The organism is Pseudomonas sp. ZT5P21 (genome assembly GCF_054897785.1).
On the sequence record NZ_CM142705.1, the window covers coordinates 1,034,316 to 1,060,743 of the forward strand.

General features: G+C 58.8%; 21 protein-coding genes and 3 tRNA genes. 21 read left to right on the forward strand and 3 right to left on the reverse strand.

Annotated elements, in window-relative coordinates; genetic code table 11:
* Positions 1-4: 4 nt before the first annotated feature.
* The 15 genes from folP (at position 5) to ACYZT9_RS04795 (ending at position 13,235) form a co-directional block, all read left to right on the forward strand.
* The gene (folP, locus tag ACYZT9_RS04725; RefSeq protein WP_462008786.1) at positions 5-856 is read left to right on the forward strand and encodes a dihydropteroate synthase; all 852 of its coding nucleotides are present in this window, start codon (positions 5-7) and stop codon (positions 854-856) included.
* Positions 857-872: 16 nt separating this feature from the next.
* Entirely contained in the window at positions 873-2,210 is a 1,338-nt protein-coding gene (glmM, locus tag ACYZT9_RS04730) for a phosphoglucosamine mutase (protein ID WP_462008787.1), read from the forward strand.
* Between the two features lie 66 nt (positions 2,211-2,276).
* On the forward strand, positions 2,277-3,032 hold the full coding sequence (tpiA, locus tag ACYZT9_RS04735) for a triose-phosphate isomerase (protein WP_462008788.1): 756 nt from the start codon (positions 2,277-2,279) through the stop codon (positions 3,030-3,032).
* A gap of 4 nt (positions 3,033-3,036) precedes the next feature.
* On the forward strand, positions 3,037-3,420 hold the full coding sequence (secG, locus tag ACYZT9_RS04740) for a preprotein translocase subunit SecG (RefSeq protein WP_017336473.1): 384 nt from the start codon (positions 3,037-3,039) through the stop codon (positions 3,418-3,420).
* Between the two features lie 22 nt (positions 3,421-3,442).
* Positions 3,443-3,528: transfer RNA gene (locus ACYZT9_RS04745), tRNA-Leu, on the forward strand.
* A gap of 96 nt (positions 3,529-3,624) precedes the next feature.
* Positions 3,625-3,701 (forward strand) — tRNA-Met (locus ACYZT9_RS04750).
* 138 nt (positions 3,702-3,839) lie between these two features.
* On the forward strand, positions 3,840-4,298 hold the full coding sequence (rimP, locus tag ACYZT9_RS04755) for a ribosome maturation factor RimP (protein ID WP_010463487.1): 459 nt from the start codon (positions 3,840-3,842) through the stop codon (positions 4,296-4,298).
* A 47-nt stretch (positions 4,299-4,345) separates the two neighbouring features.
* On the forward strand, positions 4,346-5,827 hold the full coding sequence (gene nusA / locus ACYZT9_RS04760; RefSeq protein WP_093426212.1) for a transcription termination factor NusA: 1,482 nt from the start codon (positions 4,346-4,348) through the stop codon (positions 5,825-5,827).
* A 27-nt stretch (positions 5,828-5,854) separates the two neighbouring features.
* Positions 5,855-8,383: a translation initiation factor IF-2 gene (gene infB / locus ACYZT9_RS04765; protein WP_462008789.1), complete on the forward strand. Its 2,529-nt coding sequence runs from the start codon at positions 5,855-5,857 to the stop codon at positions 8,381-8,383.
* 159 nt (positions 8,384-8,542) lie between these two features.
* On the forward strand, positions 8,543-8,944 hold the full coding sequence (rbfA, locus tag ACYZT9_RS04770; protein WP_462008790.1) for a 30S ribosome-binding factor RbfA: 402 nt from the start codon (positions 8,543-8,545) through the stop codon (positions 8,942-8,944).
* A 3-nt stretch (positions 8,945-8,947) separates the two neighbouring features.
* The gene (gene truB / locus ACYZT9_RS04775; protein ID WP_462008791.1) at positions 8,948-9,865 is read left to right on the forward strand and encodes a tRNA pseudouridine(55) synthase TruB; all 918 of its coding nucleotides are present in this window, start codon (positions 8,948-8,950) and stop codon (positions 9,863-9,865) included.
* 142 nt (positions 9,866-10,007) lie between these two features.
* Positions 10,008-10,277, forward strand: coding sequence for a 30S ribosomal protein S15 (gene rpsO / locus ACYZT9_RS04780; protein ID WP_003176135.1), 270 nt, complete (start codon positions 10,008-10,010; stop codon positions 10,275-10,277).
* 196 nt (positions 10,278-10,473) lie between these two features.
* On the forward strand, positions 10,474-12,579 hold the full coding sequence (pnp, locus tag ACYZT9_RS04785) for a polyribonucleotide nucleotidyltransferase (RefSeq protein ID WP_008024453.1): 2,106 nt from the start codon (positions 10,474-10,476) through the stop codon (positions 12,577-12,579).
* A 137-nt stretch (positions 12,580-12,716) separates the two neighbouring features.
* Positions 12,717-12,792, forward strand: a tRNA-Thr gene (locus tag ACYZT9_RS04790).
* Between the two features lie 137 nt (positions 12,793-12,929).
* Positions 12,930-13,235: a DUF6388 family protein gene (locus tag ACYZT9_RS04795; protein ID WP_462008792.1), complete on the forward strand. Its 306-nt coding sequence runs from the start codon at positions 12,930-12,932 to the stop codon at positions 13,233-13,235.
* Between the two features lie 122 nt (positions 13,236-13,357).
* Here ACYZT9_RS04795 and nadC read toward each other — a convergent pair whose 3' ends face one another.
* A complete protein-coding gene (gene nadC / locus ACYZT9_RS04800; RefSeq protein ID WP_462008793.1) occupies positions 13,358-14,206 on the reverse strand; it encodes a carboxylating nicotinate-nucleotide diphosphorylase in 849 nt (282 codons plus the stop codon).
* A 282-nt stretch (positions 14,207-14,488) separates the two neighbouring features.
* On the opposite strand from nadC, the gene ACYZT9_RS04805 reads away from it, so the two are divergent.
* The 4 genes from ACYZT9_RS04805 to ACYZT9_RS04820 all read left to right on the forward strand — a co-directional run bounded on the left by ACYZT9_RS04805 (position 14,489) and on the right by ACYZT9_RS04820 (position 20,436).
* The gene (locus ACYZT9_RS04805; RefSeq protein WP_462008794.1) at positions 14,489-16,699 is read left to right on the forward strand and encodes a DUF1631 domain-containing protein; all 2,211 of its coding nucleotides are present in this window, start codon (positions 14,489-14,491) and stop codon (positions 16,697-16,699) included.
* Positions 16,700-16,763: 64 nt separating this feature from the next.
* Complete coding sequence (gene ampD, locus ACYZT9_RS04810) at positions 16,764-17,321, forward strand: 1,6-anhydro-N-acetylmuramyl-L-alanine amidase AmpD (RefSeq protein ID WP_462008795.1); 558 nt, start codon at positions 16,764-16,766, stop codon at positions 17,319-17,321.
* The gene (gene ampE, locus ACYZT9_RS04815; RefSeq protein WP_462008796.1) at positions 17,321-18,157 is read left to right on the forward strand and encodes a regulatory signaling modulator protein AmpE; all 837 of its coding nucleotides are present in this window, start codon (positions 17,321-17,323) and stop codon (positions 18,155-18,157) included. The genes ampD and ampE overlap by 1 nt, the downstream gene beginning before the upstream one ends.
* 248 nt (positions 18,158-18,405) lie before the next feature.
* Positions 18,406-20,436: a methyl-accepting chemotaxis protein gene (locus ACYZT9_RS04820; protein ID WP_462008797.1), complete on the forward strand. Its 2,031-nt coding sequence runs from the start codon at positions 18,406-18,408 to the stop codon at positions 20,434-20,436.
* Positions 20,437-20,557: 121 nt separating this feature from the next.
* On the opposite strand, the gene ACYZT9_RS04825 is transcribed toward ACYZT9_RS04820, so the two are convergent.
* On the reverse strand, positions 20,558-21,334 hold the full coding sequence (locus tag ACYZT9_RS04825) for a TatD family hydrolase (protein WP_462008798.1): 777 nt from the start codon (positions 21,332-21,334) through the stop codon (positions 20,558-20,560).
* Positions 21,335-21,337: 3 nt separating this feature from the next.
* Positions 21,338-22,333: a catabolite repressor/activator gene (cra, locus tag ACYZT9_RS04830; RefSeq protein ID WP_462008799.1), complete on the reverse strand. Its 996-nt coding sequence runs from the start codon at positions 22,331-22,333 to the stop codon at positions 21,338-21,340.
* Between the two features lie 281 nt (positions 22,334-22,614).
* Between cra and ptsP the strand changes: the two genes are divergently transcribed.
* Both ptsP and pfkB read left to right on the forward strand, forming a co-directional pair.
* Positions 22,615-25,476, forward strand: a complete 2,862-nt coding sequence (gene ptsP / locus ACYZT9_RS04835) for a phosphoenolpyruvate--protein phosphotransferase (protein ID WP_462008800.1) — start codon at positions 22,615-22,617, stop codon at positions 25,474-25,476.
* Positions 25,476-26,417: a 1-phosphofructokinase gene (gene pfkB, locus ACYZT9_RS04840; RefSeq protein WP_462008801.1), complete on the forward strand. Its 942-nt coding sequence runs from the start codon at positions 25,476-25,478 to the stop codon at positions 26,415-26,417. Before ptsP ends, pfkB begins: the two co-directional genes overlap by 1 nt.
* The last annotated feature ends 11 nt before the right edge of the window (positions 26,418-26,428 follow it).

Sequence of the window (26,428 nt, forward strand, 5' to 3'; positions counted from 1 at the left end):
TGAAATGACTTTTGTTCAGTCCTCGACCCGGTTGCCTTGCGGCAACCGGGTTCTTGATTTGGCCCAGACGCATGTCATGGGCATTCTCAATGTCACTCCCGATTCCTTCTCCGATGGCGGCAAATACAGCCAGCTCGATGCGGCCTTGCGCCACGCCGAAACCATGGTGTTGGCGGGTGCGACACTCATTGATGTCGGCGGTGAGTCGACCCGGCCCGGTGCCAGGGTAGTTTCACCCCTCGAAGAGCTGGAGCGCGTAGCGCCAATCGTCGAGCGCATCAATCGCGAGCTGGATGTGATTATCTCGGTCGATACTTCCACGCCAGCCGTCATGCGCGAAACTGCGCGGCTGGGGGCAGGCTTGATCAATGACGTCCGCTCGTTGCGCCGTGAAGGCGCCTTGGACGCAGCGGCGGAGACCGGTTTGCCGGTTTGTCTGATGCATATGCTCGGCGAACCGGGTGACATGCAGGACAATCCGCATTATCAGGACGTGACCAGGGAAGTGCGCGAGTTTCTCGCCGAGCGCATGGCGCAGTGTGCATCTGTCGGAATCCCGGCTGATCGGATCATCCTGGATCCGGGTTTCGGCTTCGCCAAAACCTTGCAGCACAATCTAAGCTTGTTCAAACATATGGAAGCCCTGCATGTCTTCGGGCGCCCCCTGTTGGTCGGGGTTTCGCGAAAGAGCATGATAGGTCAGGCCTTGAATCGCCCGGTCGGAGAGCGATTGTATGGTGGCCTTGCGCTCGCGGCGCTGGCTTCATCCAAGGGTGCGCGTATATTGCGCGTCCATGATGTGGCCGAAACCGTCGATGTGGTGCGGATGATCGCCGCTGTTGAATCTGCCGAATAAGAATGATGGAGCACTTATGACTAAGAAATATTTTGGCACCGACGGCATTCGCGGTCGGGTCGGCGTATACCCGATTACTCCTGAATTCATGCTCAAGCTCGGTTGGGCTGCGGGCATGGCGTTCCGTAAAATGGGCGCCTGCAAGGTTCTGGTTGGTAAAGACACCCGCATCTCCGGGTACATGTTCGAGTCGGCGCTCGAGGCCGGGCTGACTTCGGCGGGTGCTGATGTGATGCTCCTGGGGCCGATGCCGACTCCCGCCATCGCTTACCTGACGCGTACGTTCCATGCTGAAGCCGGAATCGTGATCAGTGCCTCGCATAATCCTCACGATGACAACGGCATCAAGTTTTTTTCCGGAAAGGGCACCAAGCTGCCGGATGAAGTCGAGCATATGATTGAAGAGTTGCTCGACACCCCGATGACTGTGGTTGAGTCAAGCAAGATCGGTAAAGTGTCGCGAATCAACGATGCTTCGGGCCGTTATATCGAATTCTGCAAGAGCAGCGTGCCGACTGGCACCAGCTTTTCGGGCCTGAAGATCGTGATCGATTGCGCTCACGGTGCGACATACAAAGTGGCGCCTAGTGTGTTCCGTGAGCTGGGGGCCGATGTTGTTGTGCTTTCGGCTCATCCTAATGGCCTGAACATCAATGAAAATTGCGGTTCGACCCATATGGAACCGTTGCAGGCTGCTGTATTGGCTGAACATGCTGATTTGGGTATTGCCTTTGATGGTGATGGTGATCGAGTCCAGATGGTCGATCACACAGGCGCCGTCGTCGATGGTGACGAACTGTTGTTCATCATTGCTCGTGATCTGCACGAGCGTGGAAAGTTGAACGGCGGTGTAGTCGGGACATTGATGAGCAATCTGGGCCTGGAACTGGCGCTTGCGGATTTGTCGATTCCGTTCGTGCGTGCCAACGTCGGCGACCGTTATGTCATCGCGGATCTGCTGGAGCGCAACTGGCTGGTGGGTGGAGAGAACTCGGGTCATATCGTTTGCTTCAATCACACCACCACCGGTGATGCGATCATTGCAGCGTTGCAGGTGCTGATGGCGCTGAAGACGCGTTCCGAAGGTCTGGCTCAATCTCGCCAGTCGCTACGCAAATGCCCTCAGGTGCTGATCAATGTGCGGTTTGGCGGCGGCGCGAGCCCCTTGGATCATCCGGCGGTCAAAGAGGCCAGCGAGCGCGTGACCCAAGCCATGGCGGGTCGGGGGCGCGTGCTGTTGCGCAAGTCCGGCACGGAGCCGTTGGTGCGTGTCATGGTCGAAGGCGAGGACGAAACACAGGTTCGCGGCTACGCCGAAGAGTTGGCAAAACTGGTTACTGAAGTTTCTGCCTGAATTCGGCTTGCCAGCCATGATTGTGTTGGGTAACATCTGCGCCCACTTTGACCGACGAGGTACAGCATGCGTCGCCCTATGGTAGCTGGTAACTGGAAGATGCACGGTACCCGCGCCAGCGTCGCTGAGCTGATCAACGGCCTACGTCATTTGGCCTTGCCGAGCGGTGTTGATATTGCGGTATTCCCGCCTTGCTTGCATATCAATCAAGTGATTGATGGCTTGAAAGGCAAGTCGATTTCGGTCGGTGCGCAGAACTCTGCGGTGGAATCCATGCAAGGCGCATTGACCGGTGAAATTGCACCGAGTCAGTTGGTGGATGCAGGTTGTTCCTTTGTGCTTGTCGGGCACTCCGAGCGCCGCCAGATTATGGGTGAGCGAGACGGTATGCTGAATCGCAAGTTCGCAGCGGCACAGGCATGTGGCTTGATTCCAGTGTTGTGCATAGGGGAAACCCTGGAACAGCGCGAAGCTGGAAAAACTCTTGAGGTTGTCGGGCGTCAGCTGGGCAGTATCATTGAGGAGCTGGGTGTTGGTGCCTTTGCAAAGGCAGTAATCGCTTACGAGCCGGTCTGGGCCATTGGCACCGGGCTGACTGCTTCGCCGCAACAGGCGCAGGATGTGCATGCAGCCATTCGCGCTCAGTTGGCGGCAGAGAATTCTGAGGTTGCACGAGGTGTGCGGCTTCTATACGGCGGCAGCGTGAAGGCGGCCAATGCGGTCGAACTGTTCGGCATGCCGGATATCGATGGGGGGCTCATTGGTGGAGCTTCCCTGAATGCAGATGAGTTCGGTGCGATCTGTCGCGCCGCGGGAAACTGAAAAAATGCTGGAAACAGTCGTAGTCGTTTTTCATCTGCTGGGTGCATTGGGCGTAGTTGCTCTGGTATTGCTGCAGCAGGGTAAAGGTGCGGATGCTGGTGCGTCTTTCGGAGCAGGTGCTTCAAATACTGTGTTCGGAAGCCAAGGTTCCTCTACCTTTCTTAGTAAGTTTACTGCTATACTTGCCGCCGGTTTCTTCATAACCAGCTTGGGGTTAGGTTACTTTGCTAAAGAGAAAGCTCACCAGCTGACTCAGGTAGGTTTGCCAAACCCGGCAGTGTTGGAAGTTCCAAAGCAACAACCGGCTTCTGATGATGTCCCGGTGCTTCAAGAGCAAAAGTCGGCTACCCCAGCGACTGACGTGCCTCCAGCTCAAGAGCAGAAGTAAGAAGGGTTTCAAACGTAGTATTGCCGAGGTGGTGGAATTGGTAGACACGCAACCTTGAGGTGGTTGTGCCCATAGGGTGTAGGGGTTCGAGTCCCCTTCTCGGTACCAATTATCAGGAGAGCCCGCTGTTGCGGGCTTTCTTGTAGGTGGAAGGTTACATTGACCCTGTCAGGGATCGGTCGTATACTTCCGCCCCAGCTTTGTCGCGGGGTGGAGCAGTCTGGTAGCTCGTCGGGCTCATAACCCGAAGGTCGTCGGTTCAAATCCGGCCCCCGCAACCAGTTTAAGGAGCCCCTTTTAAGGGGCTTTTTGTTAGCTGGACACTTTCTACGCCGCTGTTCGACGGCGTTTCAAGGATGGGCGTTTCGCCCATTTTTTTATTTTGCATAGCATGCACATACATGCACGAGGGGGTTCAGGTGTCGAGCAAGCTAGAAGAGTTGCAGGCCTTGCTGGCCCCGGTGGTCGTGGCCCTAGGCTATGAATGCTGGGGTATTGAGTTCTCGGCTCAAGGTCGCCACTCAATGTTGCGCGTTTATATTGATAAGGAAGGCGGCGTGCTGGTGGACGATTGCGCCATCGTCAGCCGTCAAATCAGCGGTGTCCTGGATGTTGAAGATCCAATCGCCGTTGAGTACACCCTTGAAGTTTCCTCGCCTGGCATGGAACGCCCACTGTTCACTATTGAGCAGTTTGCAAAATTTGCCGGTGAACAAGTGAAGATCAAGCTGCGCTCGCCTTTTGAAGGGCGACGCAACTTTCAGGGCCTTCTGCGCGGTGTAGAAGAGCAGGACGTCGTGGTGCAGGTTGAAGACCATGAGTTCCTGTTGCCGATCGATATGATCGACAAGGCCAACATTATTCCCAGTTTTGACTGAGACGCGGATCCCGCGGATCCAATGGCTTGCGAAAGGCGAGGCGTACGATGAGCAAAGAAGTACTGCTGGTTGTTGAGTCGGTATCCAATGAAAAGGGCGTACCGGCAAACGTAATTTTTGAAGCGCTGGAGCTGGCTCTGGCCACTGCTACCAAAAAGCGGTTTGAGGACGAAGTCGATCTGCGTGTGGAAATCAATCGCCACACGGGTGCTTACGAGACATTCCGTCGCTGGACGGTTGTCGAAGAAGCAGACCTGGACGATCCGGCCATCGAAACCTGGCCGAGCAAGGTTGCAGAAACGCATCCTGGCGCCAAGGTTGGCGATGTAGTCGAAGAAAAAATCGAATCCATCGAGTTCGGCCGTATCGCGGCACAGACTGCCAAGCAAGTCATTGTGCAGAAAGTTCGCGAAGCAGAACGTGCTCAAGTCGTTGATGCCTATCGCGAGCGCCTGGGGGAAATTATCTCGGGCACCGTGAAGAAAGTGACCCGCGACAACGTGATCGTCGACCTGGGCAACAACGCTGAAGCGTTGCTGGCTCGTGAAGATATCATCTCTCGCGAAACCTTCCGGGTTGGCGTGCGTTTGCGTGCGCTGCTCAAGGAAATCCGTACCGAGAACCGCGGTCCGCAGCTGATCCTGTCGCGTACCGCGCCGGAAATGCTGATCGAGTTGTTCCGCATCGAAGTGCCGGAAATCGCTGAAGGCCTGATCGAAGTAATGGCTGCCTCCCGTGACCCGGGTTCGCGTGCCAAGATCGCGGTCCGTTCCAAAGACAAACGCATCGACCCACAAGGCGCTTGCATCGGTATGCGCGGTTCGCGCGTCCAGGCAGTGTCGGGTGAGTTGGGCGGTGAGCGTGTGGACATCGTCCTGTGGGACGATAACCCGGCTCAGTTCGTAATCAACGCCATGTCCCCGGCTGAGGTTGCGGCAATTATCGTCGACGAAGATGCCCATGCAATGGACATCGCCGTTGGCGCAGACAATCTCGCTCAGGCCATCGGTCGTGGTGGTCAGAACGTGCGTCTGGCCAGCCAATTGACTGGCTGGACCCTGAACGTGATGACCGAATCGGACATCCAGGCTAAGCAGCAAGCAGAAACCGGCGACATCCTGCGCAACTTTATCGACGAGCTGGAAGTCGACGAAGACCTGGCGCAGGTGCTGGTAGATGAAGGCTTCACCAGCCTGGAAGAGATTGCCTACGTACCGGTGGAAGAAATGCTCAACATCGACGGCTTTGACGAGGAAACCGTCAACGAGCTTCGCGCTCGTGCCAAGGATCGTTTGTTGACTAAAGCTATCGCTACTGAGGAAAAGCTGGCAGACGCCCATCCGGCCGAAGACCTGCTCTCGCTTGAGGGTATGGACAAGGATTTGGCGATGGAACTGGCGGTGCGCGGCGTAATTACCCGCGAAGACCTGGCCGAGCAGTCTATTGACGATCTGCTCGACATCGACGGCATTGACGATGATCGTGCCGGCAAGTTGATCATGGCCGCCCGAGCCCACTGGTTCGAGTAATTAGGCGCGGCCTGAGGAGAGAAGTGCATGACGCAAGTCACGGTGAAACAACTGGCCGATGAGGTCAAAACACCGGTAGAGCGCCTGTTGCAGCAGATGCGTGAGGCAGGTCTGCCGCACACCGCCGCCGAAGAACATGTGACTGACAGTGAGAAGCAATCTTTGCTGACTCACTTGAAAAGCAGCCACAAGGCGAAAGTGGAAGAACCACGCAAGATCACACTGCAGCGTAAAACCACCAGCACCTTGCGTGTTGCTGGCAGCAAAAGCATCAGTGTTGAGGTACGCAAGAAGAAAGTTTTCGTACAGCGCAGCCCGGAAGAAATCGAAGCCGAGCGCAAACGCGAACTGGAAGAACGTCGCGCAGTAGAAAATGCTGCTCGTCAGAAGGCTGAAGAAGAAGCCAAGCGTCGCGCCGAAGAAGAAGCGCGTCGCCAGCCTGCTGCTGCGCAAACCGCTTCCAACGACGCCGTTGCAGCGCCGGTTGCAGTTGCCGAACTTGTACGTGAAAGCGCACCGGTTGTTGCAGCAGCACCCGCTCCGTCTGCTGACGTTCGCAACAAGCAGAACGAACAACGTCGTCCGGACAAACCACGTGCCGACGATAACAATCGTCGTGGCAGTGGCGATGGCGAGCGCAAAAACGCTCCGCATCGTGCTTCGGTCAAAGAAAAAGCGCCTGCTCCACGTGTTGCGCCACGTACTACCGACGAAGAAAGCGATGGCTTCCGTCGCGGTGGTCGCGGCAAAGCCAAGCTGAAGAAACGCAACGCTCACGGTTTCCAGAGCCCAACCGGCCCTGTAGTGCGCGAAGTGAAGATCGGCGAGACCATCACTGTTGGCGATCTCGCCCAGCAGATGTCGGTCAAGGCTGCTGAAATCATCAAGTTCATGTTCAAACTGGGTACTCCAGCGACCATCAACCAGGTGCTGGATCAGGAAACTGCTCAGCTTGTGGCTGAGGAATTGGGCCACAAAGTGACCCTGGTCAGCGATACAGCCCTGGAAGATTCCCTGGCCGAGTCCCTGAAGTTTGAAGGTGAAGCGTTCTCCCGTGCTCCAGTCGTGACCGTAATGGGCCACGTTGACCACGGTAAGACCTCGCTGCTCGACTACATCCGTCGTGCCAAGGTAGCTGCTGGCGAAGCCGGCGGTATCACCCAGCACATCGGTGCGTACCACGTTGAAACCGAACGCGGCATGGTTACCTTCTTGGACACCCCGGGTCACGCCGCGTTTACCGCCATGCGTGCTCGTGGCGCCAAGGCGACCGACATCGTGATCCTGGTGGTTGCAGCGGACGACGGCGTAATGCCGCAGACCGTTGAAGCAGTTCAGCACGCCAAGGCTGCCGGTGTTCCGCTGGTTGTAGCTGTGAACAAAATCGACAAGCCGGGCGCCGATCTCGATCGCATCCGTAGCGAACTGTCGGTTCACGGCGTGACCTCGGAAGAGTGGGGCGGCGACACCCCGTTCGTATCGGTTTCGGCGAAAGTCGGTACTGGCGTGGACGAGTTGCTCGAAGCTGTTCTGCTGCAAGCCGAAGTTCTGGAACTCAAAGCAACTCCGTCGGCTCCAGGCCGTGGCGTTGTGGTCGAATCGCGTCTCGACAAAGGTCGTGGCCCGGTTGCAACCGTCCTGGTTCAAGACGGTACCCTGCGCCAAGGCGACATGGTGCTGGTCGGTTCGAACTATGGCCGTGTACGTGCCATGCTCGACGAGAACGGCAAGCCAATCAAAGAAGCCGGTCCTTCCATCCCTGTCGAGATCCTCGGCCTGGACGGTACTCCGGATGCTGGCGACGAGATGAGCGTGGTTGCCGACGAGAAGAAAGCCCGTGAAGTGGCTCTATTCCGTCAAGGCAAGTTCCGCGAAGTCAAACTGGCCCGTGCTCACGCCGGCAAGCTTGAAAACATCTTCGAGAACATGGGTCAGGAAGAGAAGAAGACGCTCAACATCGTCCTCAAATCCGACGTCCGTGGTTCGCTGGAAGCGTTGAACGGCGCCTTGAACGGCCTGGGTAACGACGAAGTGCAAGTGCGTGTGGTCGGTGGCGGTGTCGGTGGTATTACCGAATCCGACGCCAACCTGGCACTGGCCTCCAACGCTGTACTGTTCGGCTTCAACGTGCGTGCCGATGCCGGTGCTCGCAAGATCGTCGAGCAGGAAGGTCTGGATATGCGTTACTACAACGTGATCTACGACATCATCGAAGACGTCAAGAAAGCCCTCACCGGTATGCTGGGCAGCGATGTTCGCGAGAACATCCTCGGTACCGCTGAAGTTCGTGACGTGTTCCGTTCGCCGAAGTTTGGCGCGATCGCCGGTTGCATGGTTATCGAAGGTGTTGTTCACCGTAACCGTCCAATCCGTGTACTGCGTGAAGACATCGTTATCTTCGAAGGCGAGCTGGAATCCCTGCGCCGCTTCAAGGATGACGCTTCCGAAGTACGTGCCGGCATGGAATGCGGTATCGGCGTGAAGAGCTACAACGACGTCAAAGTCGGTGACAAGATCGAAGTCTTCGAGAAGGTTCAGGTTGCTCGCAGCCTCTAACTCGCGCACTTCAAGGGCCACGTCGAGCCGCCGCATGCAGATGCGCGGCACAGCGTCAGGACTCTAAACGCAACGCCCGGTCTGGCTTTTGTCAGGCCGGGCGTTTGCCGCTTTCAGACCCTTCGGGTTTCACCGTGGGGCAGTAACAGGTAACAAGACATGGCAAAAGAATACAGCCGTACCCAACGTATCGGCGATCAGATGCAGCGTGAGCTGGCACAGCTGATCCGTCGTGAAGTCAAAGACCCGCGCGTCGGCCTGGTCACCATTACCGCTGTTGAAGTCAGCCGTGACGTCGGTCACGCCAAGATTTTCATCACTGTAATGGGTCAGGACACCGCCGAAGACATCGCGCAAAGCATCAAGGTGCTCAACTCCGCCGCCGGTTTCCTGCGTATGCAGTTGGCTCGCGAAATGAAGTTGCGCAGCGTTCCCCAGTTGCATTTCCACTACGACGAAAGCGTCGTGCGTGGCGCGCACCTGTCGGCACTGATCGAGCGTGCGGTGGCTGAAGACAATCAGCACCCGGTTGCGGCAGAAGCCGAAGACACCAAGGAGTAATCGGTGGCTCAGGTCAAACGTATCCGTCGTAACGTCAGCGGCATCATCCTGCTCGACAAACCGCTGGGGTTCACCTCCAACGCGGCGCTGCAGAAGGTTCGCTGGTTGCTGAATGCCGAGAAGGCCGGGCACACCGGCAGTCTCGATCCGCTGGCTACCGGCGTGTTGCCGTTGTGCTTCGGTGAGGCCACCAAGTTCTCGCAATACTTGCTCGATTCCGACAAGGCTTACGAGACACTGGCGCAACTGGGCAAAACCACCACCACGGCGGATGCCGAGGGTGAAGTTTTGCAGGAACGCCCGGTGACCGTTGGTCGCTCCGATATCGAAGCGGTACTGCCGAATTTTCGTGGGCAAATCAGTCAGATACCGCCTATGTACTCGGCGCTCAAGCGTGATGGTCAGCCGCTGTACAAGCTGGCGCGCGCAGGCGAAGTAGTGGAGCGCGAACCGCGTTCTGTTACTATTGCGCGCTTGGAATTGCTGGCCTTTGAAGGTGATACTGCGCGGCTGGCGGTGGATTGCAGCAAAGGCACCTATATCCGCACCCTGGTGGAGGATATTGGTGAGCAACTCGGTTGTGGTGCTTACGTTGCTGAATTGCGACGTACCCAGGCCGGGCCTTTCACGCTGGCGCAGACGGTCACGCTTGAAGAGTTGGAAGCGGTACATGCCGAAGGCGGCAACGAAGCGGTCGACCGCTTCCTGATGCCATCGGACAGCGGCCTGCTGGATTGGCCACTGCTGCAGTTCTCGGAGCACAGCTCGTTCTACTGGCTTAACGGCCAACCGGTACGAGCCCCGGACGCACCGAAATTCGGCATGGTACGGGTACAGGATCACAACGGTCGCTTCATCGGTATCGGTGAAGTGAGCGAAGACGGGCGCATCGCGCCGCGTCGACTGATTCGGTCAGAATGACCGGAACCAGTCTGTGTAACAGCAGGCTGGCGAGGGTGGCTGTTAACAGGCACGGTCACTACTCATTTTTAGATACAGGGATTTGTCCCTGGCCTGTTGAAGCTGTTTCTTTGAAACAGTTTCCTGATAAAAGGATTGCCTCATGGCTCTCGACGTTCAAGAAAAAGCTCAAATCGTTGCTGACTACCAGCAAGCTGTTGGTGACACTGGTTCGCCAGAAGTGCAAGTTGCACTGCTGACCCACAACATCAACAAGCTGCAAGGTCACTTCAAGGCCAACGGTAAAGATCACCACTCCCGTCGTGGTCTGATCCGCATGGTAAACCAGCGCCGTAAGCTGCTGGACTACCTGAAAGGTAAAGATCTGGGCCGTTACCAGGCTCTGATCGGTCGCCTGGGTCTGCGTCGCTAATCAGCGATTGCGCTAGAGGTTGGTTGTCTGTCGTACGTCAGTGGGTTTCCCGCTGGCGCATGGCAGGCTCCCAGCCTCAAGTTTTATATGGATACACGCTTTCCCCCTGGACAGGCGTTGGGCCGATTCCCGACATTGCCCAAGAATTTCGCAAGAAGACAAGTTCCCCAAGAGCCACAAAAGAAGGTAGGACACCGTGAACCCGGTAATCAAAAAATTCCAGTTCGGTCAGTCGACCGTTACCCTCGAGACTGGCCGTATCGCCCGTCAGGCCTCCGGCGCAGTATTGGTCACCGTTGACGACGACGTCAGCGTATTGGTGACCGTAGTCGGTGCCAAGCAAGCCGATCCAGGCAAGGGCTTCTTCCCTCTGTCCGTTCACTACCAGGAAAAGACTTACGCTGCCGGTAAGATCCCTGGCGGTTTCTTCAAGCGCGAAGGCCGTCCTTCCGAGAAAGAAACCCTGACTTCCCGACTGATCGACCGTCCGATCCGTCCGCTGTTCCCAGAAGGCTTCATGAACGAAGTGCAGGTTGTCTGCACCGTCGTTTCCACCAGCAAGAAGACCGATCCGGACATCGCTGCGATGATCGGTACCTCGGCTGCGCTGGCCATCTCCGGCATTCCTTTCGATGGCCCGATCGGCGCTGCCCGCGTCGCGTTCCACGAAAGCACCGGCTACCTGCTGAACCCGACTTACGAACAACTGAAAGCATCGAGCCTGGACATGGTCGTTGCCGGTACTTCGGAAGCCGTTCTGATGGTTGAATCGGAAGCCAAAGAGCTGACCGAAGATCAGATGCTGGGCGCGGTACTGTTCGCCCACGACGAGTTCCAGGTGGTGATCAACGCTGTCAAAGAACTGGCCGCCGAAGCTGCCAAGCCGACCTGGACCTGGGCTCCACAACCAGAAGCCACTGCTCTGCTGGGCGCTATCCGTGCCGAGTTCGGCGACGCGATCTCCCAGGCTTACACCATCACCATCAAGGCCGATCGTTACGCTCGCCTGGGTGAGCTGAAAGACCAGGTGGTTGCCAAGCTGTCCGGTGAAGAAGGCCAGCCTTCTTCCAGCGAAGTCAAAGCGGCTTTCGGCGAAATCGAATACCGCACCGTTCGTGAAAACATCGTTAACGGCAAACCACGTATCGACGGTCGCGACACCAAGACCGTACGTCCTTTGAACATCGAAGTTGGGGTTCTGCCAAAGACCCACGGTTCGGCACTGTTCACCCGTGGCGAAACCCAGGCTCTGGTCGTTGCAACACTGGGCACCGCCCGTGACGCACAACTGCTGGACACGCTGGAAGGCGAGAAAAAAGACCCGTTCATGCTGCACTACAACTTCCCTCCGTTCTCGGTAGGTGAGTGTGGTCGCATGGGCGGTGCCGGTCGCCGCGAAATCGGCCACGGCCGTCTGGCTCGTCGTTCGGTTCAGGCCATGCTGCCTGCCGCCGACGTGTTCCCGTACACCATTCGTGTGGTGTCGGAAATCACCGAGTCCAACGGTTCCAGCTCCATGGCTTCGGTCTGCGGCGCTTCCCTGGCTCTGATGGACGCTGGCGTTCCGATGAAGGCACCGGTTGCCGGTATCGCCATGGGTCTGGTTAAAGAAGGCGAGAAGTTCGCCGTCCTGACGGACATCCTGGGTGACGAAGACCACCTGGGCGACATGGACTTCAAAGTAGCCGGTACCGCCAAAGGCGTTACTGCGCTGCAGATGGACATCAAGATCAAAGGCATCACCGAAGAAATCATGGAGATCGCCCTGGGCCAAGCACTGGAAGCGCGCCTTAACATTCTCGGTCAGATGAACCAGATCATTGGCCAGTCGCGTACCGAACTGTCGGAAAACGCTCCGACCATGATCGCGATGAAAATCGACACCGACAAAATCCGTGATGTCATCGGTAAAGGCGGCGCGACCATTCGTGCGATCTGTGAAGAGACCAAGGCTTCGATCGACATCGAAGATGACGGCTCGATCAAGATCTTCGGCGAAACCAAGGAAGCGGCTGAAGCAGCACGTCAGCGCGTTCTGGGTATCACCGCAGAAGCTGAAATCGGCAAGATCTACGTCGGTAAGGTTGAGCGCATCGTCGACTTCGGCGCATTCGTTAACATCCTGCCGGGCAAGGACGGTCTGGTTCACATCTCGATGCTGAGCGACGCTCGCGTCGAGAAAGTGACCGACATCCTGAAAGAAGGCCAGGAAGTGGAAGTGCTGGTACTGGACGTGGACAACCGCGGCCGTATCAAGCTGTCCATCAAAGACGTAGCAGCAGCCAAGGCTTCGGGCGTTTAATTACCCCCGCGCCTGACCGCTTCAACGTTATGAAAAATGCCCCGCAGTGAACGCTGCGGGGCATTTTTTTGTCTGCATGAAATGAGACGAATCGTGAAGTTGCCTGACCTGAAGGTCAGTGCTAGGTTTAGCCCACTGCCCGTGTAGCTCAGTTGGTAGAGCAGCGCACTCGTAACGCGAAGGTCGCAGGTTCAATTCCTGTCTCGGGCACCAAGCAAGGCTTTGTTTTCAAATGATCCACGAATGGTTCTGAAGGCCAGACAAACCGGGCTTCAACACGGTTTTTCTGCGTCAGAGAGATCCTTGATGATCCAGATCCATCTTCCATTCCCCCGATCAGCGAGAACGACATGACTATTAAAGAATTGACCCAGGAAGCCAGGCACGAAGAAGCGCTGAAAAAGTACGTGCTTGAGTCGCCCCAGTTAGCCGAAGAGATCAAGGACTTGCCCTCCGACGATCAGAGAGACCAGATCCAGTGGGCGTTCGAGGATGAGGCGGAATCCCAGGGCTTGCAGCCCTGGGAACTGACGCTCAAGTACACCTCGAGCCCGGAAGAATTCGAGGCGGCGCGTCTGGCGCTGCACAAGGAGGCGGCCGAGGTATTGGGCGTCGAGTGGGAAGAGTACTGCGAGATGAACAATCTGGTCGTCTGACAAAACATGTAGGAGCGAGCTTGCTCGCGATGGACTCAAGAGCTCCGCGTTTAGCCAGTTAACACGCGTTATCGTTAACGACCATCGCGAGCAAGCTCGCTCCTACACTTTTTCATTCTCAGTCAGAGACTGAGGCGCATCGACAGATCGACAGCCTTCACATCCTTGGTCATCGCGCCGATCGAAATGTAATCCACCCCGGTTTCGGCGATCGGCAGCAATGTGCTTTCGTTGATACCGCCGCTGGCCTCCAGTTTTGCCTTGCCGCCATTCAGGCGCACGGCTTCGCGCATATCATCCAGGCTCAACTCGTCGAGCATAATGATATCGGCCCCGGCTGCCAGGGCTTCCTTGAGCTCCGCCAGGCTTTCCACTTCGATCTCCACCGGTTTGCCCGGGGCGATCTTGTGCGCGGCGTTGATTGCTTCAGGGATGCCACCGCAGGCGGCGATGTGGTTTTCCTTGATCAGGAACGCGTCGTACAGGCCGATGCGGTGGTTGTGGCAACCGCCGCAGGTCACGGCATATTTTTGCGCCAGACGCAGCCCCGGCAGGGTTTTGCGTGTATCGAGCAGCTTTACTTGAGTCTCGGCAACGAAATCCGCCAGATATTGCGCGCGTGTGGCCACGCCGGAAAGCAACTGCAGGAAATTCAGTGCGCAGCGTTCGCCTGTGAGCAGCGAGCGCGCAGGGCCTTCGAGGTGGAACAGTGCCTGATTAGGCTGCACACGTTCGCCATCACGCACCTGCCAATGAACAGCCACTCGCGGGTCCAGCTGCCGGAAAACTGCTTCGACCCAGGCGGTGCCGGCGATGACAGCGGCGTCACGCGTGATAATGGTGGCTTTGGCCAGGCGTTCGGCCGGGATCAGCTGCGCGGTGATGTCGCCGCTGCCGATGTCCTCGAGCAACGCACGGCGCACGTTGGCTTCGATTTCGGCGGTCAAATCGGCGAGACGTAGATTCGGCATAACGGACTCCAGAAACAAAGTGGCCCGATTATAGGGCCATGGTACGGGGCAACCCAAGGCGTGAGAGATCTTCCGGTCGCGCTGAAACCTGCATTTGGTCGATTTGCCCGAGCAATTAGCGTTCAGCGGCGGTCAATCTGACACGTCTATTTTAATAAGGCGCACAGAGTCCGCTGGCACACGGGACATCTTTTGCAAGATAATGCGCCTTTCATTTGACGTCATAGCTTTGACGTGTCGGCGCGCCGATCTACCGCCGCATCACCGTTTCAGGAGGCCAGGATGCACAACGACGGGAATGTAGTGCCTTTGCACAGGGTGGCTACTGCTCAGGCAATACCTGCACCGCTCGCCCGTGTGCCTGTGACGCTGCTTCAGGTTCGCGACAAGGCCGCGCTACAGCTCCGGCATTGTTTGCAGGAGCTGTTCGATAACGCCGACGACACGCTGTTCGAAATGGCTGACCGCGCCAGAAACGATGTCGAGCAGAACATCTTCTTCGAAGCCATGCGCGACTTGCGCCTGAAGCGCAAAAGTATCGAACGGGTTTTTCTCGATCAATTTCTTGAGGCTTTCCTGCGCCTCAGCGATAGCGTCAAGACAGCACTACCGCAGGCACTGGACCTGGAAGCTTCGACGGCGCAGCCAAGCGATGACCTGGAGCGTCGCGTGGCGGTGGACGCGATGATCAATAAAGTACTGAACCGCGACGGTTTTGCACTTGACCAACTGACCGCCCGACTCAGCACCTTGATGGGCAAGAAACTGGTGACTCAGCACAATCCGCTGGGACCGGCGATGCTCTGTGAGTATTTCATGCAGGCCGGGCGCAACCTCGGGGTGGAGATCAAGGTAAAGCTGATCATCCTGAAACTTTTCGAACGCTATGTGCTCAGCGATGCCGATGAGATCTACGCTGAAGCCAACCAACTGCTGATCGCCACCGGTATCTTGCCCGACCTTAAGCCGGCCCGGGCGCGGCGCGCTACTGATCTTGCTCAGGCCAGTGTCGATGCAGACTCTGCAGAAGTCGCTACCCTGATCAACGGCACGCCGGCCGACGAGGGCGTGCGGGAAGTTTTCGCCGCGCTGCAGGAGCTGCTGTTCCACGTACGCGGCAGTGTCGCGCCGACGTTGGAAGTCAGCGCCCCGGCGCAGCCGATTTCGACCCGCGATCTGTTGCGCCTGCTATCGCACTTGCAGCAATACGTGCCGCTCCCGGCCGTCAGGGACGACTTCGACTTGCGCAGTCAGCTTGAACAGTTGCTCACCCGGAGCAGCGTGAAAAGCGGCAAGTCGCGCGTAGTCGGCGTGGCCGATGAGGACGTGATCAACCTGATCGCCATGCTGTTCGAATGCATCCTCGATGACCGCAACCTGCCGGATTCTCTCAAGGCGCTGATCGGTCGCTTGCAGATCCCGATGCTGAAAGTGGCCGTGCTCGACAAGAGTTTTTTCAGTCGAAGCAGCCATCCGGCTCGTCGTCTGCTCAACGAAATCGCCGCTGCCGCCATGGGCTGGGGCGAGTGCGATGACCATCAGCGCGACAGTCTGTACCTGCGTATCGAACAAGTCGTTCAGCGTTTGTTGAACGATTTTGTCGACGATCCGGCGATTTTTTCCGAACTGCTGGCGGACTTTCTCGCGTTCACCAGCGACGAGCGACGTCGCAGCGAGTTGCTGGAACAACGCACCCGCGACGCCGAGGAAGGCCGCGCCAAAACCCAACTGGCCCGTCAGCGCGTCGAGCAGGCCTTGAATCAGGTGCTGTTGGGCAAAACGTTGCCACAACGGGTGATAGCGTTTCTCCAGGAGGCCTGGAGCCAAGTGCTGCTGCTGACCTGCCTCAAGCATGGCGATCAATCGGCCGAATGGCATGCCGATGTGCAAACTGTGGAGCAACTGGTCTGGAGCGTGCAGCGCCATGACGAACCTGATACGAATTTGCGTCTGTTGGCATTGGTACCGGGGTTGCTCAAGTCCTTGCGTGACGGGTTGAGCCGTTCAGCGTTTGATCCGTTCGCCACCGGGGAGTTTTTCAGTGAGCTGGAAAGCCTGCACGTTCAACGGTTTGAACGCCGGGATCAGACACTTGCACCCACCCACGAGGCCGATTCGCCGGTGATGGTGCAAGTGCAAGAAGAAATTGTCCTGCGTACCGCCGATGAAGGAACGGTGGTGTCGACCTCAGTACGCTTGCCGACGGACGATGCGGGCCTGGTTCAGGTCGATCAACTTCACGTGGGTTGCTGGGTCGAGTTTCAGGAGGATGAGGATCACAACCTGCGCTGCAAGCTGGCGGCGATCATCGAGGCCACGGGCAACTACATTTTCGTCGACCGCACCGGGATGAAAGTACTGGAGCGCAGCCGTACCGGCCTGGCGCTGGATTTTCGCCGTGGCGCGGTGCGAGCCCTGGACGACACCTTGCTCTTCGACCGGGCTCTGGAGTCGGTGATCGGCAACCTGCGGCGTCTCGATCGCGGCAAGTGATCGCGCGCCGAGGGGCTATCACGGCATACTGGGCGCCCACACAGTCGACGTTGAAGGAACCTGTATGCAGTTGGACCCCGCGAGCGGTTGGTGCCAGGGCGTGAATATCTGCCCTTCACCCAACTTCAATGCGCGCCCCACGGGCGAAGTATCCCTGCTGGTGATCCACAACATCAGTCTGCCGCCGGCGCAGTTCGCCACCGGCAAGGTGCAGGAATTTTTCCAGAATCGGCTGGATGTCACAGAACATCCTTACTTTGAAGGGATCGCAAACCTGCGGGTATCTGCGCACTTTCTGATTGAGCGTGACGGCACCGTGACTCAGTTTGTCTCTTGTCTTGAGCGTGCGTGGCATGCGGGCGTGTCATGTTTCGATGGTCGGGAAACCTGTAACGATTTTTCCGTGGGCATCGAGCTCGAAGGCACGGATGATCTGCCGTTCACCGACGCTCAGTATGATGCGTTGACGACCCTGACCTTGCAGTTGCAAAGCAACTTCACGGCCATTACCGCACAGCGCATCTGCGGGCATAGCGACATCGCGCCGGGGCGCAAGACCGATCCGGGACCGGCGTTCGATTGGGCGCGATATCGCGCTGCCCTGGCTAAAGAGGAACAATAATGAGTTTTCTGGTGTTGCTGTTGGCGGTGTGGATCGAGAAATTCTCGGCCCTGCGCCATCGGATTCAACGTGACGGCGGCTGGGTGCGCGAGCTGCACAAGCTTGAAGTCAGTCCGCGCCTAGTCAATCGTCCGTGGTTGATATTGGTGATTCTGGTGTTGCTGCCGGTGGCGCTGCTGGGCCTGCTCCTGGTGGTTCTGGAACCGGTTGCTTACGGTCTGTTGGCGTTGCCGGTGCATTTGCTGGTGGTTATCTACAGCCTGGGTCGCGGTGATTTGCTAGCCGGTCTCGGGCCGTTTCGCGATGCCTGGCGCCGGGAAGACCTGCAAGCTGCCGCTCACGTGGCAGAACGCGATCTGAATATCTGCGCCGACAGCGGCGAGCAACTGCTGGAACGGGTTGAAGGGCATCTGCTCTGGGAGGCGTACCAGAGCTTTTTTGCGGTGATTTTCTGGTACTTCCTGTTGGGCCCGGTGGCGGCGCTGAGCTATCGACTGCTGGCACTTGCCGAAGAACATGGGCAGAACCTCGCTGTCGTCGAGCGCGCCGCACAATTGCGCCATGCGTTCGATTGGGTGCCGGTGCGTCTGCTGGCGGCCAGCTTCGCGTTGGTTGGCAACTTTGTGGCGGTCAGCCGGGTGATGCTGCACGAACTGCTGAACTGGAACATCAGCGCCGCACGGTTGATCGAGAAGGTCGGGCTGGTGGCGGGTGAAATTCCTGCGCCGGTGGTTGGGCCGGACGGCATCAACAGTCTCGACCGGATCTGGGAATTGCTGCTGCGGGCGGCGGTGCTCTGGTACGCCGGTTTTGCCTTGTGGACCGTCCTTCCCTAAATACACCGACCTCTGTCGGAGCAGAGCTTGCTCGCGAAGACGGTATGTCATTCAACAGTTAAGTTGCCTGACACAACGTCTTCGCAAGCAAGCTCTGCTCCTACAAGGACCGTGCCCTCTCTCACGTTAACCTTAAGTTACAAACCCCCCCGCCGATTTGAGCTATACAGAGATAGCACTGAATAGTGGCTATCTGCTGTCTGTCAGTGCGTGCCAATAAAAATAAGAATTCAAAAGGGAGACTTCCAGTGAAGAGCTTGCTCTATCCCGCCGTCGCGCTAATGAATCGCCTGAGCTTCGGCATGAAGTTCAGCCTGATCAGCGTTCTGTTCCTAGTGCCGATGCTGGTGACCAATTTTTACCTGGTACGCGATTCCTATCGTGAATTCCAGGGCACTCAGGTCGAACTGCAGAGCCTGGATTTGCTGGGCAGCAGCCTGGCCCTGCGACGCGATCTGGAAACCCTGAATAACCTGGTGCAGATCAACGTCATCCTCGGCCAATCCGGCAAGGCCGGCAATCTCGAACCCAAGATCACTGCCCTGGAACAAAGCGTTCTGGTCCGCCTGCAAGGGCTGACGGCGATGACCACCGATTCGGAACAGATCACGGTTTTCGATGGCAAACGCGATGAAATGATCACCGCGTTCAAGGCCCAGCAAGCGGAAAACTCCCTGCAGAGCAAAAGTGCGCTGATCGGCAAGTTGCTCGGCAACGCACAGATTTTCAGCCAGATCATCGCCAGTCAGGCGGGTTTGAGCCGTGACAATCAGAGCGACATGCGTCAGCTCACCGAGCTCGTCACCAACGTCACGCCGCCCGTCACCCAGATCTTGGGCGATGGCCGCGCAATGGGCTCTTACTCGCTGGGGCAAGGGTTTCTCAATTCGTCGTCGAGCACCCGTTTCGACGAGTTGCTGGCTCAGATCGAAAAGTTGCAGGCCGAATACAGCCTGAAGTTGCAGGACGCGCTGGGCTCGAGCAAAGCGGCGCGCGAAACGCTGGCGGCCCAGGCCGAGAGCAGTAAGGCGTCGCTGAAAAAGGCCAGTGAACTGTTTGAAGAACACGTAGTGATGGCCGACACCCTCGATGCGCCGTGGCAGGCCTTTTACGATCAGGTCACCGGCCTGATGGACCAGACTTACCAACTCAACGAAGCCACCCTGAAATTTCTCGATACCCAATTGCAGCAGCGACTGACCGAGAACCGCACGCATATGGTCCTGCAGGCCGTCGCGTTGTCGGTGGTGTTTGTATTGATCTTCTACCTCTATGGCGGCTTTTACGCCTCGACCCGCACCACCCTCAAGCGTCTTGGCGCGATGATGGACAAAGTGGCGGCCGGTGACATGACCGTGACCTTCAATGCCAATAGCCGCGATGAGCTGGGCGAGTTGGGAGAGGTGTTCAACGGCACCGTGAAGAAGATCCATGACTTGATCGAGCGTGTCGGCCACACCGTCGGTGAAGTCGAGCGTCAGGCCGGTCAGGTCGAAAATGTGTCAGCCCAGAGTAACCAGGCCGTAGCGGGGCAGCGCACCCAGATCGAACAGGTTGCCACGGCCATGAATCAGATGTCGGCCACGTCGCTGGAGGTGGCACGCAGTGCCGCGGCGGCGGTCAGCAGCGCCCACAGCGTCAACGACGAGACCATCAGCGGGCGCGGTCTGGTGCAATCGCAACAGGGCAGCATTGCCGCACTGGCCAGCGAGATCGATCAATCGGTGCTGGTGATCAATCAACTGGCCAGCGACAGCCAGTCCATCAGCCGCGTGCTGGAAGTGATCAAAAGCATCGCTGAGCAGACCAACCTGCTGGCGCTCAACGCGGCCATCGAGGCGGCGAGGGCGGGCGAGCAGGGTCGAGGTTTTGCGGTGGTGGCGGACGAGGTCCGGACCCTGGCCAAACGCACTCAGCAATCCACCGAGGAAATCGAGCAGATGATCGCCAAACTGCATAGCGGTGTCGGTGCGGCGGTGAAGGCCATGGGCACCAGCCATCAAATGGCCAATGGCACGGTGGGGCAGTCGGAAAAGGTCCAGCAGGCGCTGGAAAATATCCTTGGGGCGGTGGGAATGATCGTCGACCAGAACCAGCAGATCGCCGCCGCAGTGGAACAACAGACTGCCGTGGCGCACGACATCGACCAGAACATCGTCGAGATCAACCGTGCCGGCGAGCGCACCGCTGAAGGTGCGCATCAGACCGAAGACGCCAGTCGGGCGTTGTCGGCTCAGGTGGTGGAGCTCAAACAGCTGATCAGCGCGTTCCGGGTTTGATGCTGGAACCGGTTCCCTGTGGGAGCGAGCTTGCTCGCGATAGCGGTGTGTCAGGCAACATCAATGCGGATGTTAGACCGCCATCGCGAGCAAGCTCGCTCCCACAGGTATTGTGTAACGACTACCAGTTAAACAACTCACAGGCATTGGCGGTGCTGACGGCCGCCAATTGATCCGGACTGACCGCCATGATCCCCGCCAGCGCCTCGCAAATCGCCGGCAAATGCGTCGGACTATTACGTTGGCCGGCAAACATGGCGGGCGCCATGTCCGGTGAGTCAGTTTCCAGCACCACCGATTCCAGCGGCAGCTCGGCCAGCACGCGGTGCATGCGCAAGGCCTGCGGCCAGGTCGCCGCGCCGCCAAGGCCCAGTTTGAAACCGAGCTTGATGTACTCGCGAGCCTCTTCCTTGCTGCCGGCGAAGGCGTGAATGATGCCCGCGCGTTTTAACTTGAAGCGCTTGAGCGTGGCAATCACCGCCGCATGGCTACGCCGCACGTGAATCAACGCCGGCAGGTTAAAGTCCGCCGCCAGTTGCAGTTGCGCGTCGAACAGCGCCTGCTGGCGCTCACGGTCGAGGGTTTCGATGAAGTAATCCAGGCCTATTTCGCCCACTGCACATAGCTGGCGGTGACCGGCCAGACGGGTCAGCCAGTCACCCAGTTCGTGCAAGTCTTCAGGGCGGTGATCATCCAGATACACAGGGTGCAAACCGAACGCGGCATACAGATCGGGATCGCGTTGCACCATATCCCAGACCCTCCGCCAATTGGCCTGATAAACCCCCAACACCACCATCCGCCGTACGCCGAGGGCGCGGCTCTCGGCGAGCAGCGCCTGACGATCCTCGTCGAAGTCCGGAAAATCCAGATGAGTGTGGCTGTCGATCAGCTCCACGGTTCAGTCCTGGCGAATACGCTGCTTGAAGGTCCGCGCGATGGCTTGCACGCCGGGCTGGTAATCAGACTGCTCGATGGCGGCGAGGGCCAGTTGCAGCGCTTTGTCGGCGATCAACTGATGCTGCTGCGCCATGGCGTTGACTGGCAGCGGCAGGAAGTCCAGCAACTGCGTGTCGCCGAACGTGCCGAGGCGCAGCGGACGGGTCTTCAGCGGGAAGTCATGCAATGCGTCGAATACGCCCTGAAGCAACACGTAGGACGTGGTCACCAACGCATCCGGAAAATGACCCAGACGCTGCAGCATTTCTTCCATCAACTGCTTGCCGCACTCGCGGCTGAACGATTCGCCGTGTTCGATCAGGACTTCGCCTTTGAAACCGGCCAGCGCTTCTTTGAAACCGGCCGCCCGCTCCTGGCTGATGCTCAGTTCAGGGCGCGCGCCGATCAGGGCGATCTGCTTGGGCAGCGGATCAAGCAGGCTGCGCGTCAGTTGCAGGCTGGCTTCGCGATCATCGCTGATCACCGAGCAGAAATGCTCAGGCTCCATGACCCGGTCGATGGCGATAATCGGAATACCCTTGGCTTGCAACTGACGGTAACTGTCGTCACCGGCGGGCAGGCAACTGGCGACGATCAACGCGTCGCAACGCCGGGCGCGGAACAGTTGCAGCAATTGCCGTTCGCTGTCCGGCGCATCGTCGGAGCTGGCGATCAGCAACTGATAACCGCGGGCTCGGGCACCTTGCTCCAGCAGTTTGGCGATTCGCGCGTAACTGGGGTTTTCGAGGTCTGGCAGAATGAATCCCAATGTGCGGGTGTGTCGACTGCGCAACCCGGCCGCTTGGGGATTGGGCGTAAAGCCATGCTGCTCGACGACCGCGCGCACGCGCTCGACGGTGGCGCTGCTGATGCGTTGCTGTTCGGCCTTGCCATTGATGACATAACTGGCGGTGGTCACCGACACACCGGCCAGTTGGGCGATATCACTGAGTTTCAACTCGGGTTTCCTTGTTTGTCGGCCGACATTTTCGTCAATCCTACTCGATTCAGGCCGGCAGCTATTGTCGCAACGTATCCGACAAGTTGGACTTCAAGGATGGAACATTATCGAGTAACGTGCCAATCATTCTAGATTAAACGTTTCAGCAAGCGTATTTTCTACGCTTTAGGTTCATTTGGCCGGTTCTGCCGCGAAACCGCCAAAAGTGATCACCAACGGCCTAAGCTGATTCATTCAAAACAATACCTGGCGCCTGAAGGTGCCAAAAAGGAGAAAGCATGCTCGAGCTCACGATAGAGCAGATTTCCATGGGCCAGTCGGCCGTGGACAAATCCGCAGCGTTGCATTTACTGGCTCAGCATCTGGTCGCCGATGGTCTTGTGGCCGAGGGTTATCTCGCTGGTTTGCAAGCGCGCGAGGCCCAGGGCTCGACCTTTCTCGGTCAAGGTATTGCCATCCCCCACGGTACGCCGGAAACCCGCGACCAAGTGTTTTCCACCGGCGTGCGGCTGATGCAGTTTCCCGAAGGTGTGGACTGGGGCGACGGTCAGATTGTCTACCTGGCGATCGGTATCGCCGCTAAATCCGATGAACACTTGCGACTTCTCCAGTTGCTGACCCGCGCCCTCGGCGAGACCGATCTGGGCCAGGCCCTGCGTCGCGCCAGTTCTGCCGAGGCGTTGCTGAAACTGCTGCAAGGCGCTCCACAGGAACTGGCGCTGGATGCACAGATGATTGGCCTGGGTGTGTCGGCCGATGACTTTGAAGAACTGGTCTGGCGCGGTGCCCGTTTGCTGCGTCAGGCGGATTGTGTGAGCAATGGTTTCTCTGCTGTCTTGCAACAGGTCGAAGCGCTGCCACTCGGCGATGGCTTGTGGTGGTTGCACAGCGAACAAACGGTCAAGCGCCCGGGCCTGGCCTTTGTGACCCCGGATAAACCGATTCGTTATCTCGGTCAGCCGCTCAGCGGTCTGTTCTGCCTGGCCAGCCTTGGCGAGGCCCATCAGGCCTTGCTCGAACGCCTTTGTGCGTTGCTGATCGAAGGCCGTGGCCATGAACTGGGCCGCGCCACCAGCAGCCGTAAAGTCCTCGAAGTGCTCGGCGGTGAACTGCCGGCGGACTGGCCGAGCGCGCGCATTGCGCTGGCCAATGCCCACGGTTTGCACGCGCGGCCGGCGAAAATCCTCGCGCAATTGGCGAAAAGTTTTGAAGGCGAAATCCGCGTGCGCATCGTCGACGGTCAGGACAGCGCCGTGTCGGTGAAGAGCTTGAGCAAGTTGCTCAGCCTTGGCGCCCGTCGCGGTCAGGTGCTGGAATTTGTCGCCGAGCCAAGCATCGCCGCCGACGCTTTGCCAGCCTTGTTGGCGGCCATCGAAGAAGGTCTCGGTGAAGAAGTCGAGCCGCTGCCGGCGGTGAGCCAACAGCGCGAAGTGCTCACTGACGTGGCCGAAGTCCTGCTCGCGCCGGCGTCCGGCAGTCTGGTTCAGGCCATCCCCGCTGCGCCGGGCATCGCCATTGGCCCGGCGCATATTCAAGTGCTGCAAACCATCGATTACCCCATGCGTGGTGAGTCTGCCGCCATCGAGCGCGAACGTCTCAAGCAAGCGCTCGCGGACGTGCGTCGCGACATCGAAGGCTTGATCGAACGCAGCAAATCCAAAGCCATTCGCGAAATCTTCGTCACCCATCAGGAAATGCTCGACGACCCGGACTTGACCGATGAAGTCGAGACCCGCCTCAAGCAGGGCGAAAGCGCTGAAGCGGCGTGGATGGCGGTGATCGAAGCGGCGGCGAAACAACAGGAATCGCTGCAGGATGCTTTGCTCGCCGAACGTGCGGCAGATTTGCGCGACATCGGCAGACGAGTGCTGGCGCAACTGAGCGGGGTCGAAACCCCGAGTGAACCCGATCAACCCTACATTCTGGTGATGGACGAAGTCGGCCCTTCCGACGTGGCGCGTCTTGATCCAACCCGTGTCGCCGGGATCCTCACCGCCCGTGGCGGCGCCACCGCGCACAGCGCCATCGTCGCCCGAGCACTGGGCATTCCGGCCCTGGTCGGTGCGGGTGCGGCGGTGTTGCTGCTGGCGCCGGGCACGCCGTTGCTGCTCGATGGCCAGCGCGGTCGCTTGCATGTAAACGCCGATGCGGCGACCTTGCAGCGCGCCACCGAAGAGCGCGACACCCGCGAGCAACGCTTGAAAGCGGCGGCCGAACAACGTCATCAACCGGCGCTGACCACCGACGGACATGCGGTGGAAGTGTTCGCCAACATCGGTGAAAGCGCCGGCGTCACCAGCGCCGTGGAGCAGGGCGCCGAAGGCATTGGACTGCTGCGCACCGAACTGATTTTCATGGCCCACTCGCAGGCGCCGGACGAAGCGACTCAGGAAGTCGAATACCGCCGTGTGCTCGATGGCCTCGCCGGTCGGCCACTGGTGGTGCGCACCCTCGACGTCGGCGGTGACAAGCCGTTGCCCTATTGGCCGATCGCGAAAGAAGAAAACCCGTTCCTCGGCGTACGCGGCATTCGCCTGACCTTGCAGCGTCCGCAGATCATGGAAGCGCAATTGCGCGCCCTGCTGCGTGCGGCTGACAACCGTCCGCTGCGCATCATGTTCCCGATGGTCGGCAGCGTTGACGAGTGGCGTCAGGCGCGAGACATGACCGAGCGGCTGCGTCTGGAAATTCCGGTGGCCGATCTGCAACTGGGCATCATGATCGAAGTGCCCTCGGCGGCATTGCTCGCGCCGGTGTTGGCCAAGGAAGTCGACTTCTTCAGCGTCGGCACCAACGACCTCACGCAATACACCTTGGCCATCGACCGTGGTCACCCGACCTTGTCGGCCCAGGCTGACGGCTTGCACCCGGCGGTGCTGCAACTGATCGACATCACCGTGCGTGCGGCCCATGCCCATGGCAAATGGGTCGGCGTGTGCGGCGAACTGGCGGCTGATCCGCTGGCCGTGCCGGTGCTGGTCGGCCTGGGCGTGGATGAGTTGAGCGTGTCGGGCCGCAGCATTGCCGAGGTCAAGGCGCGCATCCGCGAACTCAGCCTGACCCAGACTGAAACCCTTGCCCAACAGGCGCTGGCCGTGGGCAGCGCGAATGAAGTGCGCGCATTAGTGGAGGCTCTGTAATGGCCCGGATTCTCACCTTGACCCTCAACCCGGCGCTGGATTTGACAGTGCAGTTGCCGCGCCTTGAACCCGGTCAGGTCAATCGCAGCGACGACATGCACACCCACGCTGCCGGTAAAGGCGTGAACGTGGCGCAGGTGCTGGCGGACCTCGGGCATCAGCTCACCGTCAGCGGTTTTCTCGGCGAAGACAATCTTCAAGCGTTCGAAACCCTGTTCGCCAAACGCGGTTTTGTCGACGCGTTTATCCGCGTCCCCGGGGAAACCCGCAGCAATATCAAACTGGCGGAAAGCGACGGGCGCATTACCGACATCAACGGCCCGGGACCGATGGTCAGCGAGGCGGCGCAGCAGGCGTTGCTGGATCGACTGGAGCAGATTGCGCCCGGGCACGACGCGGTCGTCGTCGCCGGCAGCTTGCCGCAAGGCATCAGTCCTGAGTGGTTGCAGGCGTTGGTTCAGCGCTTGAAAAACCTCGGGCTGAACGTCGCCCTGGACACCAGTGGTGAAGCGTTGCGCGCGGCGCTCAAGGCGGGTCCGTGGCTGATCAAACCGAACACGGAAGAACTGGCCGAAGTGCTCGGCTGCGAGGTGGTTTCGGTCGCGGCCCAAGCCGAAGCAGCGAGCCGCTTGCACGCGCAAGGCATCGAGCACGTGGTGATTTCCCACGGGGCCGACGGCGTGAACTGGTTCAGTGTCGGCTCGGCGATGCATGCCTCGCCGCCCAAGGTTCGCGTCGCCAGCACAGTGGGCGCAGGGGATTCGTTGCTGGCCGGCATGCTTCACGGTCTGCTCAGCGCCGACACGCCGGAACAGACCCTGCGCACCGCCACGGCGATTGCCGCGATGGCGGTGACCCAGATCGGTTTCGGAATCGGCGACGCGGCTCAATTGGCGCGGCTTGAACAGGGTGTGCGCGTGCGTCCCCTGACAGAACAATAAGAGGGTTTGTC